Annotated in this window: 18 protein-coding genes; 12 read left to right on the forward strand and 6 right to left on the reverse strand. The window is 33.1% G+C overall.

What is annotated here, in order from left to right; translation table 11 throughout:
* The first annotated feature begins 5 nt into the window (after positions 1 to 5).
* The 7 genes from uvrC (at position 6) to CD147_RS07985 (ending at position 7,791) form a co-directional block, all read left to right on the forward strand.
* Positions 6 to 1,790, forward strand: a complete 1,785-nt coding sequence (gene uvrC, locus CD147_RS07955; protein ID WP_103166880.1) for an excinuclease ABC subunit UvrC — start codon at positions 6 to 8, stop codon at positions 1,788 to 1,790.
* Positions 1,791 to 2,214: 424 nt separating this feature from the next.
* Positions 2,215 to 2,829: a succinate dehydrogenase cytochrome b558 subunit gene (locus tag CD147_RS07960; RefSeq protein WP_103166881.1), complete on the forward strand. Its 615-nt coding sequence runs from the start codon at positions 2,215 to 2,217 to the stop codon at positions 2,827 to 2,829.
* Between the two features lie 254 nt (positions 2,830 to 3,083).
* Positions 3,084 to 4,850, forward strand: a complete 1,767-nt coding sequence (gene sdhA, locus CD147_RS07965) for a succinate dehydrogenase flavoprotein subunit (protein WP_103166882.1) — start codon at positions 3,084 to 3,086, stop codon at positions 4,848 to 4,850.
* Positions 4,850 to 5,713 (forward strand): succinate dehydrogenase iron-sulfur subunit, encoded by an 864-nt coding sequence (gene sdhB, locus CD147_RS07970; protein ID WP_103166883.1) that lies wholly within the window; start codon positions 4,850 to 4,852, stop codon positions 5,711 to 5,713. Before sdhA ends, sdhB begins: the two co-directional genes overlap by 1 nt.
* 168 nt (positions 5,714 to 5,881) lie before the next feature.
* Complete coding sequence (gene racE / locus CD147_RS07975) at positions 5,882 to 6,679, forward strand: glutamate racemase (protein ID WP_103166884.1); 798 nt, start codon at positions 5,882 to 5,884, stop codon at positions 6,677 to 6,679.
* Positions 6,680 to 6,700: 21 nt separating this feature from the next.
* Positions 6,701 to 7,285 carry an XTP/dITP diphosphatase gene (locus tag CD147_RS07980; RefSeq protein ID WP_103166885.1) on the forward strand — a complete coding sequence of 195 codons (585 nt, stop codon included), beginning with the start codon at positions 6,701 to 6,703 and terminating at the stop codon, positions 7,283 to 7,285.
* On the forward strand, positions 7,282 to 7,791 hold the full coding sequence (locus CD147_RS07985) for a YfcE family phosphodiesterase (protein WP_103166886.1): 510 nt from the start codon (positions 7,282 to 7,284) through the stop codon (positions 7,789 to 7,791). The genes CD147_RS07980 and CD147_RS07985 overlap by 4 nt, the downstream gene beginning before the upstream one ends.
* A 671-nt stretch (positions 7,792 to 8,462) precedes the next feature.
* Here the strand turns inward: CD147_RS07985 and CD147_RS07990 are convergent.
* From CD147_RS07990 to CD147_RS08010, 5 genes are all read right to left on the reverse strand, one after another.
* Positions 8,463 to 9,488, reverse strand: a complete 1,026-nt coding sequence (locus CD147_RS07990; RefSeq protein WP_103166887.1) for a tyrosine-type recombinase/integrase — start codon at positions 9,486 to 9,488, stop codon at positions 8,463 to 8,465.
* A gap of 62 nt (positions 9,489 to 9,550) precedes the next feature.
* Positions 9,551 to 10,519, reverse strand: a complete 969-nt coding sequence (locus tag CD147_RS07995) for a DNA cytosine methyltransferase (RefSeq protein WP_103166888.1) — start codon at positions 10,517 to 10,519, stop codon at positions 9,551 to 9,553.
* 63 nt (positions 10,520 to 10,582) lie between these two features.
* A complete protein-coding gene (locus CD147_RS08000; RefSeq protein WP_103166889.1) occupies positions 10,583 to 11,113 on the reverse strand; it encodes a Bsp6I family type II restriction endonuclease in 531 nt (176 codons plus the stop codon).
* An 82-nt stretch (positions 11,114 to 11,195) separates the two neighbouring features.
* Complete coding sequence (locus CD147_RS08005) at positions 11,196 to 11,660, reverse strand: ImmA/IrrE family metallo-endopeptidase (RefSeq protein WP_103166890.1); 465 nt, start codon at positions 11,658 to 11,660, stop codon at positions 11,196 to 11,198.
* Positions 11,661 to 11,672: 12 nt separating this feature from the next.
* A complete protein-coding gene (locus CD147_RS08010; RefSeq protein ID WP_103166891.1) occupies positions 11,673 to 12,005 on the reverse strand; it encodes a helix-turn-helix domain-containing protein in 333 nt (110 codons plus the stop codon).
* A 160-nt stretch (positions 12,006 to 12,165) separates the two neighbouring features.
* Here CD147_RS08010 and CD147_RS08015 point away from each other — a divergent pair, with 160 nt between their 5' ends.
* From CD147_RS08015 to CD147_RS11985, 3 genes are read left to right on the forward strand one after another with little or no spacing between them, the layout of a single operon-like run.
* Positions 12,166 to 12,357: a helix-turn-helix transcriptional regulator gene (locus CD147_RS08015; protein ID WP_070503145.1), complete on the forward strand. Its 192-nt coding sequence runs from the start codon at positions 12,166 to 12,168 to the stop codon at positions 12,355 to 12,357.
* Between the two features lie 54 nt (positions 12,358 to 12,411).
* Positions 12,412 to 13,185: a phage antirepressor gene (locus CD147_RS08020; protein ID WP_103166892.1), complete on the forward strand. Its 774-nt coding sequence runs from the start codon at positions 12,412 to 12,414 to the stop codon at positions 13,183 to 13,185.
* 13 nt (positions 13,186 to 13,198) lie between these two features.
* Entirely contained in the window at positions 13,199 to 13,393 is a 195-nt protein-coding gene (locus tag CD147_RS11985; RefSeq protein ID WP_142382045.1) for a hypothetical protein, read from the forward strand.
* Here the strand turns inward: CD147_RS11985 and CD147_RS08025 are convergent.
* On the reverse strand, positions 13,338 to 13,577 hold the full coding sequence (locus tag CD147_RS08025) for a hypothetical protein (protein WP_011276079.1): 240 nt from the start codon (positions 13,575 to 13,577) through the stop codon (positions 13,338 to 13,340). The genes CD147_RS11985 and CD147_RS08025 overlap by 56 nt on opposite strands.
* Before the next feature lie 47 nt (positions 13,578 to 13,624).
* Here CD147_RS08025 and CD147_RS08030 point away from each other — a divergent pair, with 47 nt between their 5' ends.
* Both CD147_RS08030 and CD147_RS08035 read left to right on the forward strand, forming a co-directional pair.
* Complete coding sequence (locus tag CD147_RS08030) at positions 13,625 to 14,011, forward strand: DUF559 domain-containing protein (protein WP_103166893.1); 387 nt, start codon at positions 13,625 to 13,627, stop codon at positions 14,009 to 14,011.
* Entirely contained in the window at positions 13,995 to 14,951 is a 957-nt protein-coding gene (locus CD147_RS08035) for a hypothetical protein (protein WP_103166894.1), read from the forward strand. Before CD147_RS08030 ends, CD147_RS08035 begins: the two co-directional genes overlap by 17 nt.
* The last annotated feature ends 71 nt before the right edge of the window (positions 14,952 to 15,022 follow it).

Genomic DNA, 15,022 nt, shown 5'->3' on the forward strand with positions numbered 1-15,022 from the left:
CAATAATGTCAGATTATAAAGAAAAAATTAAAGATAAATTGAGCGTCGTTCCTTTCGAGCCAGGATGTTATTTAATGAAGGATCGTAATGATCAAATTATTTATGTCGGAAAAGCTAAACGTTTACGCAATAGATTACGTTCTTACTTTACTGGCGCACATGATGCTAAAACGACTCGACTCGTAAGTGAAATTCGTAATTTTGAATATATCGTAACTTCTAGTGAAACAGAGTCGTTATTATTAGAATTAAATCTTATTAAGCAATATCAACCTCGTTACAATATTTTATTAAAAGATGATAAAAGCTATCCTTTTATAAAAATCACTAAAGAAAAACACCCAAAACTTATCGTAACGCGTACTGTAAAAAAAGGGACTGGTAAATATTTTGGCCCTTATCCAAACGCTTATTCGGCGCAAGAAACTAAAAAGTTATTAGATCGTATTTATCCTTTTAGAAAATGTGATACTATGCCGGATAAGTTATGTCTTTATTACCATATCGGTCAATGCATGGGACCATGCGTGTATGATGTAGATCAACAGAAATATGCGCAAATGACCCGTGAAATCAGTGATTTTCTAAACGGAGAAGATAAAACAATTTTAAAAAATTTAGAAGAGCGTATGATGAAGGCTAGTGAAAATTTAGATTTTGAACGTGCTAAAGAATATAGGGATTTGATTCAACATATTCATAATTTAACTAAAAAGCAAAAAATTATGTCCTCTGATAATACAATAAGAGATGTCTTTGGCTATAGCGTGTCAAAAGGCTGGATGTGTATTCAAGTCTTCTTTATACGTCAAGGTAATATGATTCAGCGAGATGCGACGATGATTCCACTACAACAAACTGAAGAAGAAGAGTTTTATACGTTTATAGGTCAGTTTTATAGCTTGAACCAACATATTTTACCTAAAGAAGTTCATATTCCTAAAAATTTAGATAAAGAGATGATTAATTCAGTCGTTGACACTAAAATTGTTCAACCTGTGCGTGGGACTAAAAAAGAAATGATTGATTTAGCCAATCATAATGCTGAAGTGGCACTTGAAAATAAATTTGAACTTATTGCTAGAGATGAGTCGCGTACGGTAAAAGCTATTGAAGAACTTGGAGAAAGAATGGGAATTCAAACACCTATACGAATTGAAGCTTTCGATAACTCTAATATTCAAGGTGTAGATCCAGTATCAGCAATGGTAACATTTGTTGACGGTAAACCTGATAAAAAAGGCTATCGTAAATATAAGATTAAAACTGTAGATGGACCAGATGATTATAAATCAATGCGCGAAGTGGTACGTCGACGCTACACTCGTGTATTAAATGAAGGTCTTCCGTTACCAGATCTTATCATTGTAGATGGTGGTAAGGGTCATATGAGTGGTGTTTTAGATGTTCTCGAAAATGAGCTAGGTCTGGATATTCCAGTTGCTGGACTAAGAAAAAATGATAAACACCAAACATCTGAATTGTTATATGGAGCGAATGCAGAAGTAGTTCCTATGAAAAAGAATAGTCAAGCCTTTTACTTACTTCATAGAATTCAAGATGAGGTTCATCGTTTTGCGATTACCTTCCATCGCCAAACACGCCAAAAGACTGGTTTACAATCAGTATTAGATACAGTGGACGGTATAGGAAGTAAACGTAAGACTAAATTATTAAGAACTTTCGGTTCGATTAAAAAAATGAAAGAAGCTAGCGTTAAAGATTTACAAGGTGCTGGCCTTCCTGAAAAGGTTGCTAAAAACTTGCAAGAAGCATTAAATAATAGCTGAATTAAAAAAAGGGGTATGAGAATAATTCTCATACCCCAAAAATATATAAAAAATGTTACAATATAGTTAACAAAAAGCTTATTTTTTTAAGAAAGTATGAAAGCGTTTTCTAATTGAGAAACATTATCACTTCGGTGTTTTAAGATATTTCATTTTTAAATTAAAATCTTAAATGAAGTTCAACTCCGAGAAGTATTTACTTTTTTAAGACGTACTCGTGAGCATAATGAATTTAACCTATTATTAAGCTTAGATATGCAATTCTACATTTCTATCGCACTTGTAAAATGATATTAATTTTACTTGTTACAACGAGTATTAAATAAAATAGTAAATATATTACCCGATAAATGTTTTTTCAATCGATGAAGACTTTCTTAGGGAAAAGCTATTTAAATTAATAGTTTTACAGGGGGGACTCCTTTTGGCAAAGTCTAAAAACGAATTTTATCTTAGACGAATTCACTCGTTACTAGGTATTATTCCAATTGGTGCATTCTTAATCGTTCACTTAATGGTGAATCATCAAGCAACACAAGGAGCTGAAGCTTTTAATAAAGCATCTGCTTTTATGGAATCATTACCATTTTTAATCGTTGTTGAATTAGTCTTGATTTACATTCCAATTTTATATCATGGTTTATACGGTATACACATAGCATTTACAGCAAAAGAGAATATTGGTCACTACTCATTATTTAGAAACTGGATGTTTGCTTTACAAAGATTGACTGGTATTATCACATTTGTTTTTGTATTTGTACATTTATGGCAAACACATTTACAAAAAGTATTCTTTGGTAAAGAAGTCAATTACGATCTAATGCATGCAACATTACAAAGTCCATTATGGGTTGTTATCTATATTATTTGTATTATTGCAGTAGTGTTCCATTTTTCAAATGGTCTTTGGTCATTCTTAGTAACATGGGGTATTTTACAATCTAAGAAATCTCAACGTGTATTTACATGGGTATCATTAGCAGTATTCTTAGTTCTTTCATACATCGGTGTTACTGCAATCTTAGCATTCACGTAAATATTGTATTGATGCATTTAAATACAATTTAACCTTAACTCATGGATTAGCGAAACATTAACTTAAAAACTGTAGTTAAACGAATGAATGGCTATGAAAATATTCTACATATAAAGGTTATTCAAAAGCGCTATATGTCTAGTTAATTATCTGAATATTCCATCCGTTTTAACAATAACATGATGATAGATAACGATTAGGCATGTAGCATCTACAGTTAGGTCTTAGATATATTTTAGGGGAGTGACAATTTTATGGCAGAGAAAAAAATTATTGTTGTCGGTGGAGGACTTGCCGGTCTAATGTCAACAATTAAAGCTGCAGAACAAGGTGCACATGTAGATTTATTCTCAATTGTACCTGTTAAACGTTCGCACTCTGTATGTGCCCAAGGTGGTATTAACGGTGCGGTTAACACTAAGGGTGAAGGCGATTCACCTTGGATTCATTTTGATGACACAGTATATGGTGGGGACTTCTTAGCGAACCAACCACCTGTAAAAGCGATGACAGAAGCTGCACCATCAATTATTCATCTATTAGACCGTATGGGTGTTATGTTTAGTAGAACTAAAGAAGGTTTACTAGACTTCAGACGTTTTGGTGGCACATTGTACAACAGAACAGCATTCGCGGGAGCTACAACTGGACAACAACTTTTATATGCACTTGATGAACAAGTTCGTTCATTCGAAGTTGACGGCTTAGTTACTAAATATGAAGGCTGGGAATTCTTAGGCTTAGTTAAAGACGATGAAAATGCCGCAAGAGGGATTGTTGCTCAGAATATGACAACGTCTGAAATTAAATCATTTGGTTCAGATGCTGTAATCATGGCGACTGGTGGTCCTGGTATTATCTTCGGTAAAACAACAAACTCTATGATTAATACAGGTTCAGCAGCATCAATCGTTTACCAACAAGGTGCTAAATATGCAAATGGTGAATTTATTCAAATTCATCCAACAGCTATACCAGGCGACGATAAACTGCGTTTAATGAGTGAATCAGCTCGTGGTGAAGGTGGACGTATTTGGACTTATAAAGACGGTAAACCTTGGTATTTCTTAGAAGAGAAATATCCTGATTACGGTAACTTAGTTCCACGTGACATTGCGACACGTGAAATCTTCGACGTATGTATTAACCAAAAATTAGGTATTAACGGTGAAAACATGGTCTACCTTGATTTATCTCATAAAGATCCACATGAGCTAGACGTTAAATTAGGTGGTATCATTGAGATTTATGAAAAATTCACAGGTGATGATCCGCGTAAAGTACCAATGAAGATTTTCCCAGCTGTGCATTATTCAATGGGTGGTTTATACGTTGACTATGATCAAATGACCAATATTAAAGGTTTATTTGCAGCCGGTGAATGTGACTTCTCTCAACATGGTGGTAACCGTTTAGGCGCTAACTCATTATTATCTGCTATCTATGGTGGTACTGTGGCTGGACCTAATGCGATTAAATATATTGAAAATGTTGAAACAACATACACTGACTTAGACGAAAGTATATATCAAAAACGTGTAGATGAAGAACAAGAACGCTTCGACAAACTTTTAAATATGCGTGGTACTGAAAATGCTTATAAACTTCACCGAGAATTAGGTGAAATTATGACAGCTAATGTAACAGTAGTACGTGAAAATGATAAATTACTTGAAACTGATAAAAAAATTGTTGAATTAATGAAACGTTATCAAGACATTGATATGGAAGATACACAAACTTGGAGTAACCAAGCAGTATTCTTCACTCGTCAATTATGGAATATGTTAGTTTTAGCACGAGTAATTACAATTGGGGCTTACAATCGTAATGAGTCACGTGGTGCCCACTATAAACCAGAATTCCCAGATCGTAACGATGAAGAGTGGTTAAAAACAACATTAGCTGAGTATCAAGGTAAAGAAGAAGCACCTAAATTTACTTATGAACCAGTAGATGTAAGTTTAATTCCACCGCGTAAACGTGACTACACAAGTAAGTCTAAAGGAGGTAAAAAATAATGGCTGACACTCAATCAGTAAAAGACACTCCAAAAGAACTACGTAACAATGAATCTCAAAGCACTCAAGGTAATCAAAATAATCAAGAAGAACAAAAAAACAAACAAAAAACAATTAAATTAATCGTTAAACGACAAGATAATCAAGATTCTAAACCTTATGAAGAATCATTCGAAATTCCTTACAAAGAGAATATGAATGTAATTGCTTGTTTAATGGAAATTAGACGTAATCCTGTAAATAGTAAAGGTGAAAAAACAACGCCTATTACATGGGATATGAACTGTTTAGAAGAAGTTTGTGGTGCTTGTTCAATGGTTATTAACGGCCGTGCTAGACAATCATGTTCAGCAATTGTCGACCAATTGGAACAACCAATCCGTTTGGAACCAATGAATACATTCCCAGTTATTCGTGACTTACAAGTTGACCGTACAAGAATGTTCGACAACTTAAAACGTATGAAAGCTTGGATTCCAATCGATGGTACGTATGACTTAGGTCCTGGCCCACGTATGCCAGAGAAAAAACGACAAACTGCTTATGAATTATCTAAATGTATGACATGTGGCGTATGTTTAGAAGTTTGCCCAAATGTCACTCCTAATAATAAATTCGTTGGAGCACAAGCTATCTCACAAGTACGTCTTTTCGACTTACACCCAACAGGTGCAATGACGAAAGATGAACGTTTAGATGCTTTAATGGGTAGTGGTGGTTTACAAGAGTGTGGTAACTCTCAAAACTGTGTAAATGCTTGTCCTAAAGGTATTCCTTTAACAACTTCGATTGCAGCGCTAAATAGAGAAACAACATTCCACATGTTTAAATCATTCTTTGGTTCAGACCATAAAGTAGACTAAGATGCGTAATTAAAGAACTATAGATATAAAATTTAAAGGGTTGAGACATTTTCAGAGAATGTCTTAACCCTTTTTGTTTTTGTTTTAAAAGGGTGTAATCATATTAGTCAAACTCATTTAGCGACTATGGTAAAATAAAATGACTATATAGTATAAGGATGAATTTAAATGAATAAACCAATAGGCGTTATAGATTCAGGCGTAGGAGGTTTGACGGTTGCTAAAGAGATTATGCGCCAACTTCCCAATGAAACGATTTATTATTTAGGAGATATAGCAAGGTGCCCTTATGGCCCTAGATCAGGTGAAGAGGTTAAAGAATTCACAACACAAATAGCTAAAAAACTTATGCTATTTGATATAAAAATGTTAGTTATCGCATGCAATACGGCTACTGCAGTCGCTTTAGAACATTTACAAAAGTTACTGCCAATCCCAGTAATTGGAGTTATTGAACCTGGCGCTAGAACCGCTATTATGACAACTAAAAATCAAAATGTTTTAATATTAGGCACAGAAGGTACGATTAAATCAGAAGCGTACCGTCATCATATTAAACGCATCAATCCGCACGTCAATGTCTATGGAGTAGCTTGTCCTGGCTTCGTGCCTTTAGTTGAACAAATGCGCTACGATGATCCTACAATTACAAGTATTGTGATTCATCAAACGTTGAAACAATGGCGTAATACGGATGCTGATACAATTATATTAGGATGTACGCACTATCCACTTCTCTATAAACCTATTAATGATTATTTCGGAGGAGAAAAGAAAGTGATTTCTTCCGGACTTGAAACGGCACGTGAGGTCAGTGCTTTATTAACATTTAGCAATGAACATGCTAGCTACACACGCCATCCTAATCACCGTTTCTTTGCGACAGGAGATACGGTACATATTAAAAATATCATCGCACAATGGTTAAAATTAGAAGTTGAAGTTGAAAGAATAGAAGTTAATTAATGAAAACAAGGAGAGAGTACTATGGCAGATATTATTATTGCATCGAACAACAAAGGTAAAATAAATGATTTCAAGTCGATTTTTCCAAATGATAACGTAATTGGAATTTCTGAAGTGATTCAAGATTTTGATGTCGAAGAAACTGGTACTACTTTTGAAGAAAATGCACGATTAAAATCAGAAGCAGCAGCTAAAGTATTAAACAAACGTGTGATTGCCGATGATAGTGGGCTAGAAGTCTTTGCATTAAATGGGGAACCTGGCGTTTATTCTGCACGCTATGCAGGCTTAGATAAAAATGATGAAGATAATATTGATAAATTACTTGAGAATCTGGGAGAAGAAACGAATAGAGACGCACAATTCGTATGTGTGATTAGTATGAGCGCACCCGGCGAGCCAACGCGTACATTTAAAGGCACTGTTCCAGGTGTAATAACTACTGAAAGACAAGGCGATCATGGCTTTGGTTACGATCCAATCTTCTATCTTCCGGAAAAGGGAAAAACCATGGCAGAGCTTACAACAGAAGAAAAAGGCGAAATCAGTCATCGAGGCAACGCAATTAAGAAATTAAATGCGTATTTGGAGAGTGAGCAGTCATGACAAAATGGCTTATTGTAAGCGATAATCATACTGAAGCGGGTGTCTTATACCATCTTTATGAACAACATAAAGATGCAGATGTGCTTTTACATTTAGGCGATTCAGAGTTTGAATATAACGATACAGAACTTAGTCTTTATTCGCGTGTGAAAGGTAATTGCGACTTTTACCCAGAATTTCCAAATGAAGAAGTTACTGAGATTAAAGGTGTTAAAGCTTTTTATACACATGGGCACTTATATCAAGTCAATCAGACTCGTATGAGATTAGCAGAAAAAGCTCAATCTTTAGGATGTCAGTTGGCATTTTACGGTCATACCCACGTAGCTAAATATGAAAATTTAGGAGACGTGCATGTGATCAATCCAGGCAGTATTTCTCAATCAAGAAGTTCAGTTGAAGAAACATTTGCTGAATTATTAATTGATGATGATAGCAACCATGCTACGTTAAAATTTAGAAACCGAGATAACAATATTATCGATACAGTAGAATTTAATATTTAGTAAGCGTAAGAGTTAGATGATGAAGAGTCGAACATAGGTTTAATTCTTATGAAAAAATAGAAAACTTATCCCTTTATATACTTTTTCAGCTATTTAAAAAATTCATTTTAAGAGGGGGATTAAAAAATGAATTTATATTTATTCACAATATTAGTGATATTGATTGTCTTAATCCCTAAATTCATTCGTTTAGCAAGAATATTATACTTGAAGCATTTAGGAATAAAATATATTGGTAATGGAAAGTATGAAGAGATTAAGGATAAACAATATAAATGGTATGAATGGTTGAGATGACACGAGTGAATATAAAAAATAAAATGTTTAAATTAATTAAAAGTGACATAATAGGATGCAAAAATTTTAAAGAGATTTAAAAACACGTTATAAGACGTTAAAAATGAACTAGATATTCTATAAATACACAATAAATCTGTATTAGGTACGTCTTAATATTCTAAACCCGTCAATTTCGACGGGTTATTTTTTATGTATACGTGTCAAAATAGTTCTATTTTCTTCTGTTTATTTCCAAAATAAAATAACCGAAACGCACTATATCAAGGCGTTTCGGTTATTTTCAATGTTTTATTAACGTCCTGGGAGGGATACTATAAACCTTATAACGACGGGTTTCATGGGCTTTAGGGTCCCTAATGGGTCCCTAAAAATCACATTGCGCTTATTATTTGCGTTGCTTTTTCATCTTCTTCTTTGTATGTTTCTTCAAGTAAATGTGAATAAAATTCAGTAGTAACTGATATATTTTTGTGTCCTAGTCTTTTCGAAATGTAATATATAGAAATGCCTTTGGCTAATAAATATGAACAGTGAGTGTGACGCAGTGCGTGAGAAGTAATCTCTTTGATACCTAGATTGTTACAGTATACTTTCAAACGTTTATTAACTGCATTGTTTGTTAGTTCACCAAATATAGTTCCGTCAATCGTTCTAGGTAATTGATCAATAGACTTAATGATATGGTTCATATCTTTTTGACTAATAGACACGTAACGTGGTGACGAATCTGTTTTATGCTCATCAATATATATTTCACTTTTAACTTGGTTAATATATTCACGTTTTAGATTCAAAGCACCACTTATGCGACAACCAGTACAAATCATGATGAATAGTACAAGAGATGAAGCATTATCTTTAGTCATCAAATGCTGTTTTAATATTTCATAGTCTTTTAGATTGATATATTTACTATCTTCACTTTTATTTGGCTTACTAGCTCTATAACTCACTTTAAAAGTTGGATTCTTAGATATAAGTCCCTCGTATACTGCGTCGTCTAAAGATGTTCTAATATAGCCGTTTAGTTTTCTAATAGATTCTTTCGAATGATGTTTTGAAAACTCGTTAATAAAATCTTGATAATGATATCTGGATAAGTCTTTCAGTTTCTTTTTACCGATAGGATGATTATTGATATGTTCAATCGCAGAGGTATAGGACTTATATGTTTTAGGTGTCACTGTTGATTTTTTAAATGTTTCACACCATGTTTTAAAATAGTCATATAGCGTTAAATTAGGTTCGTATTCGATACCTTGCTTCAACTCATTTAACTTATCTAATCCTGCAGAATTCGCCTCACGTTTCGTTCTAAAACCTTTCTTTCTATATCTCTTACCCTCATATTTAAACTCGTATTGCCATTTTTTACCGTCATAACATCGTGTTTGCATGCTATCCCTCCTCAAAAAAAGTAAAAAAATAATAAGGGTAGGCGGGCTACCCCAGATATATTTTATACGCATACTTCATTATTTACTGATTTATATATATTTTGTGCAATTCTGTTTACTACAGGTACAACAACGGAATTACCTGCTTGTTTATATAAATGTGAATTAGCTAAATCCGGTAATTTGAATGTTTCAGGGAAACCTTGTAATACGAAACATTCTCTAGGTGTGAATTTTCTTATGCCGTGTTTTGAAAGTATTAAGGGAACGTTATGCCCTCCAGTACCCATATTTGCTGTTAATGTCGGAGATACATTACTTTTATTTTCTCTCACATATTTTCTTCTCCATTGATATATAGTATCGCTTTTCACAATAGATTCTTTAAGCAAGTTATAGAACTTATATTTATCTTCAGTGTAATAAAAACTATCATCAACTTTTTTAGAGAAATCTATCACATCTGTTATCCCTTGCTTTAAGTTTATAGGTTTTGGAAAATCGAAATTTTTATATTGTTCGATGTCTTTAAATCCAACTATATAAATTCTTTCTCTATTTTGGGGAATATTACCGTAATCTTTTGCATTTAACACTTGGTACTTAATATGATAACCATTTGTTTCTAAAGCTTCTCTTATAACTTTAAAAGTATTACCCTTATCATGACCAACTAAGTTTTTAACATTCTCTAGAAATACAATTTGTGGTTGTTTTTCTACTATAACTTTAAGTGTTTCAAAAAATAAATCTCCAGACGTTTCATCTTCAAACCCTTTTCTGTAGCCAGCAATAGAAAAAGAAGTGCAAGGGAAACCTGATAATAAGACGTCAAAATCGGGTAAGTTTTTTGCATTTATTTCTCTAATGTCACATTGAATTAACTCATTATCAAAATTCAATCTATATGTTTCTGAAGCTTTTGTATCAATTTCATTAGCTATAATAGTTTCAAATTTTCCAGTTTGTTCAAACGCTAAGTCGATACCTCCAACTCCAGCAAACAGTGAGCATACCTTTAATTTATTCATCACTTACATTCCTTTCGCAGCTCGCCGCAAACAAAGGGATAAGAGGGTACCTTTTTCACCCCTTTATTTTAGACGAATAACTTTTTCTTTTCTTAAATCGATTTTCGCAATAGGTTGAATATTATCTTTTTCGATAATTTGTTTAATAATAGAAAAACGAGGTCTTCTACCTTGTTTTTGTTGATCACCTAGTGTTTGTTTTTTACTCACTTGTACTAATTTAAGCTTTTCTGAATCATAATAAGTGTCATAAATGTAGAGTTCATCATCCCTTTGATATAACCTTAAAAAGTATAATCTATCAAATCGTTCATTTGGAGAAAATGACGACGTATCCCTATCAAAATTGGAAGTGGCTTTACATTCTATGATTCTATTATTAATTTCATCATATGCGTCTCCGCCAGTACCACGATTTAATTTATAATCTAATGCATAACATAATAATGATTCAGATATGATTTCTGGGAAATTTACTCCTCTTGTATGCGAATTTTTAATCAAACTATTTAACTCTTTCCATAAGAAATATGCTTTTACCATATCGCTAAAACGTGATTTATCAATTTTAACATAATCAAGTAATGATGCCATAACTCGGTACCCTCGAATCAATAATACTACACAATATCGATGAATTAAATTGTTTAAATATTGAAGTGACACTAGGATGATGTTAATCTATGTGATACATCCTAAAAACTCTCAACGGCTCAAACGTAATAGAGTAATTGCCGTAGTGAGTACCGATGCCGTGTTTCTGTTTATAATATTCCAATATTTCTAATACGTGTTCTTCACTTAATTGAACATACTGAGCTAATTCATATAAGTTACTTACACCGTAATTGTGTGCCTCCACAATGATACGTAGGGGTAGTGCTGCCTCGTACCCGTGACGCCTAGCGTAGTTTTCAAATTTGCGGTTAATCCATTTAGACTGGTCTAAAATGTTACCGTATGTAAGTTTGTGATGTGCTAGTTCTTCGTATAGTACTTCGGCTTTGCGTGTTTCGGATAGGTTTTTATCAATGAGTATAACGCCATTATCATAAAAACCTTCAAAATCCCCTTTTAAAGCGATTCCATCATCAATAGGAATATGTTTATTTTTAATAACTAAATCTTCATACAATGACACAAAAATCTCCCCTTAATTATTACGATGCGCTTTTCTTATTAATTCGGCGTACTTTCTAATTTCTGCTAATTCTTCTTCTGTAAAGTCACCGCCTAAATGTGCGGCAAGTGTATCTTGTTGAATTTCTTTTTTCCCTTCTGTAATTCTTGATTTAGGTACATTAAAGTAATCTGCAAGTTGTTGGATTCTTTTTATACGTGGATATTTAGCTTGTTGAATCCAATTTGAGACCGTAGGTTGAGTTACTCCAATAGCTTCAGCAAGTTCTTTTTGGTCGATATTTCTTTCTTTCATAAGTTCTTGTAGGCTTTCAGATAATTTTTTTCTAACGTTGTTATTTTCCATAATTGTCTCCTTTAATATTACTTAATGTAATATTAACTTACCACAACTAACATTACTTTACAATACTTTTTATAACTTTTATCGAAAAAATATAACTTTATATGTTGACAAGTAATTTAAAGTAATATAAAGTTATACGTGTGAAAGAGAGGTGAACAACATGCCAGAACAACTAACAGTTAGAAAGTGGAGATTGATTAGAGATTTAAAGCAACAAGAAGTAGCGGATATTTTAGGAGTAAATCCTAAAACTGTCGGACATTGGGAAAAAGAAGAAACTAATTTAAGCAATGTTACAGTTTATGCTTTAGCAAAGTTATATGATGTAGAAATTGACCAAATCAAAGTATAAAAAACTTTACTATCTATATAACTTTTAATAACTTTTAAAAAGGAGAGTGGAAGTATGCAAGATTTACAAGTATTTAATTTTGAAGAATTACCAGTAAGAACATTAAAAGTAGACGAGGAACCGTATTTTGTAGGAAAAGATGTGGCGGAAATTTTAGGATATTCAAAAGCTCGAAATGCTATTGCTAAACATGTTGATTTTGAAGATAAAAAGGATGCCCCAATTCGAGGCTCCCTTGGTGGTACTCAAAAAATGACCATCATCAATGAAAGTGGACTTTACAGCTTAATCTTCTCAAGCAAATTAGAAAGTGCTAAACGTTTCAAGCGCTGGGTAACATCAGAAGTTTTACCAGCTATTCGAAAACATGGACTGTACGCAACAGACAATGTAATCGAAAACACATTAAATAATCCAGATTATATTATCAACATTTTAACTGAGTATAAGAAAGAAAAAGAACACAACTTACTATTGCAACAACAAGTGGGAGAGTTAAAACCTAAAGCAGATTACTATGACCAAATTTTAAAAAGCAAAAAGCTTATCACTGTAAATGCGATTGCAAAAGACTATGGAATGTCAGCGCAAGCTTTAAATAAGATACTTCACGATTTAAAGGTGCAATTTAAACAATCGGGTCAATGGCTACTATACGCAAAGTATCACGATAAAGGTTACACATCATCGGAACCACATAAATACACTAAAAAAGACGGAACAGAAGATTTTAAATTGCATACAAAGTGGACTCAAAAAGGACGTATCTTTTTATATAACTTACTCAAAGAAAACGACATCCTACCCACAATCGAACAAACAAGTTAAGGAGGAGAACGCTATGAACGACTTAAAACCAATTAAAAAAGCAATCATTCTATATGCTGCTGTAACAGTTATAGAACAATTGCTTAATCGACCTAAGAGTCTTTCAGAGTTATCAAATGAAAAATTTGTTATACCTAAATGCTCAAAATCGGCTAATGATTCTGCTCGTCGTCTTGTAGAAGCAGCATCGCGGTATTGTAAGCGATAGATTGAGAATACTTTTTGTTTAGCTCATAAAGAGATAAATAGAAATTCATATCCTCGCTCATTTCAGGGTTGAATTCATAGAATTTTTGTTGAGTTTCTTTGAAATAGTCACTTTCAACATTTAACTCTACTTCTAGGAATTCTTTCAACTCATCAAATTTTTTATCAAATAGATTTTTATCCATATAAATCACCTCCTTATAAGGAGTATAGCAGAAAGGAGTATAAACGATTGAACGAATTACAACTTAGCGAAAAAGTTATGAAGTCTTTTGATAAACGAGGAAAATTTGATTTCACATTACACGAAAACATGTTTGCATCGCTATTCCCAAACTTCGAGAGGCAAATAACTTTTGGGACAGGCAAAAACGGTTTAGAAAAATGGGGCACTAAAAAATTCACTGCAGATTTTTATGACCCTCAAAGTCAAATAGTTATCGAAATTGATGGGCTTAGTCATCAAACTAAAAAACAGAAAATCGTTGATAGGATGAAAGAAATTTTCCTTGCTGAAAAAGGAATTAAGGTTTATCGAATTTCAAACGAAAAGGTTAAAGAATTATTCGAACAAGAGACTAATAAAGGTGTTGAAATTTTTAATGGAATATTCAATTGACGAGTTTCAATACGATTCTTTACCGCAAAAATTATCAGAATCGATTATTGAAAAAGAAAACATTTTGAATGGTATAAAACACAGATACGCAAAAGAAGTAGGAAAAGTATTCTACGAAGCACAACAAGAGTTTAGTGATTATAACAATGGTGGTTTATTTGAAAAATGGTATAGCTCATTAGGTTTCAAAAAAAGAAATGTATATAACTACATTCAAATATACAACGAAGTGCAACAGTTGCACGGCGACCAATTAGAAACGTTTGAAGAGTTGCCGAAACGATTGCAATTAGAAATTTCCAAACCGTCACACATTCCAGAATTAAAAGAAAAAGTTTTGGAGGGTGATATTAAAACTCACAAAGAATACAAAGAGTTAGAACACAAACTCAAACAACGCGACGAACAAAACGCCCAACTCCAATCACAAGTGGAACAAGCGCAACGTTCTGAGTCAATTGCACGTAAGCAACTTGAAGACGAACAGAATAGGGAGCCAGAAGTGATTGAGAAGTATATGGAACCTGAGGATTATCAAGAAACTAAAAATGCACTCGCTCAATCAAGACACCAACAAAAACTGATTGAACAACGTAACAAAAAATTGGAAAAAGACATCAAAGATATGGAGCAACGTAGAGATGAAATAAGTGAGAAGTCGCAGAAGTACGATGAATTAAATAAAGCTATTAACGATATGAACGCGAAATTGAATGATGGTCAACAAAGATTGAAAGCGCAAAAAGAAATTTATGATTTGGTCAAAGGCAGTGAGAAAGTCATAAGAGAAGTAGCGCCACTTTGTTACTTAGCTTTTTCAAAAGATATTATCGACAACGACTATGCAAGAAAACCTATCGAAAAAATTATCGAAGATTTAACTGACATGTCAAATAGATTAAGAAAGCAATTAAAAAAGGGAGATGTTATAGATGTCTAACCAAATAATGGAATTAACACGAAATCAAATGGAAAACATGGTAGCTCAAGCGAATTCAATTCTACAAATGT

Origin of the sequence: Staphylococcus devriesei (genome assembly GCF_002902625.1) — a bacterium.
Taxonomy (GTDB): Bacteria; Bacillota; Bacilli; order Staphylococcales; family Staphylococcaceae; genus Staphylococcus; species Staphylococcus devriesei.

Coding starts and splice junctions, on each gene's coding strand:
- CD147_RS08000 (WP_103166889.1), bottom strand. CDS start 11,113: ATGGCATCATTACTTGATTATGTTAAAATTGATAAATCACGTTTTAGC.
- uvrC (WP_103166880.1), top strand. CDS start 6: ATGTCAGATTATAAAGAAAAAATTAAAGATAAATTGAGCGTCGTTCCT.
- CD147_RS08010 (WP_103166891.1), bottom strand. CDS start 12,005: ATGGAAAATAACAACGTTAGAAAAAAATTATCTGAAAGCCTACAAGAA.
- CD147_RS07985 (WP_103166886.1), top strand. CDS start 7,282: ATGACAAAATGGCTTATTGTAAGCGATAATCATACTGAAGCGGGTGTC.
- racE (WP_103166884.1), top strand. CDS start 5,882: ATGAATAAACCAATAGGCGTTATAGATTCAGGCGTAGGAGGTTTGACG.
- CD147_RS07990 (WP_103166887.1), bottom strand. CDS start 9,488: ATGCAAACACGATGTTATGACGGTAAAAAATGGCAATACGAGTTTAAA.
- sdhB (WP_103166883.1), top strand. CDS start 4,850: ATGGCTGACACTCAATCAGTAAAAGACACTCCAAAAGAACTACGTAAC.
- CD147_RS08025 (WP_011276079.1), bottom strand. CDS start 13,577: ATGGATAAAAATCTATTTGATAAAAAATTTGATGAGTTGAAAGAATTC.
- sdhA (WP_103166882.1), top strand. CDS start 3,084: ATGGCAGAGAAAAAAATTATTGTTGTCGGTGGAGGACTTGCCGGTCTA.
- CD147_RS11985 (WP_142382045.1), top strand. CDS start 13,199: ATGAACGACTTAAAACCAATTAAAAAAGCAATCATTCTATATGCTGCT.
- CD147_RS08035 (WP_103166894.1), top strand. CDS start 13,995: ATGGAATATTCAATTGACGAGTTTCAATACGATTCTTTACCGCAAAAA.
- CD147_RS08020 (WP_103166892.1), top strand. CDS start 12,412: ATGCAAGATTTACAAGTATTTAATTTTGAAGAATTACCAGTAAGAACA.
- CD147_RS07980 (WP_103166885.1), top strand. CDS start 6,701: ATGGCAGATATTATTATTGCATCGAACAACAAAGGTAAAATAAATGAT.
- CD147_RS07995 (WP_103166888.1), bottom strand. CDS start 10,519: ATGAATAAATTAAAGGTATGCTCACTGTTTGCTGGAGTTGGAGGTATC.
- CD147_RS08015 (WP_070503145.1), top strand. CDS start 12,166: ATGCCAGAACAACTAACAGTTAGAAAGTGGAGATTGATTAGAGATTTA.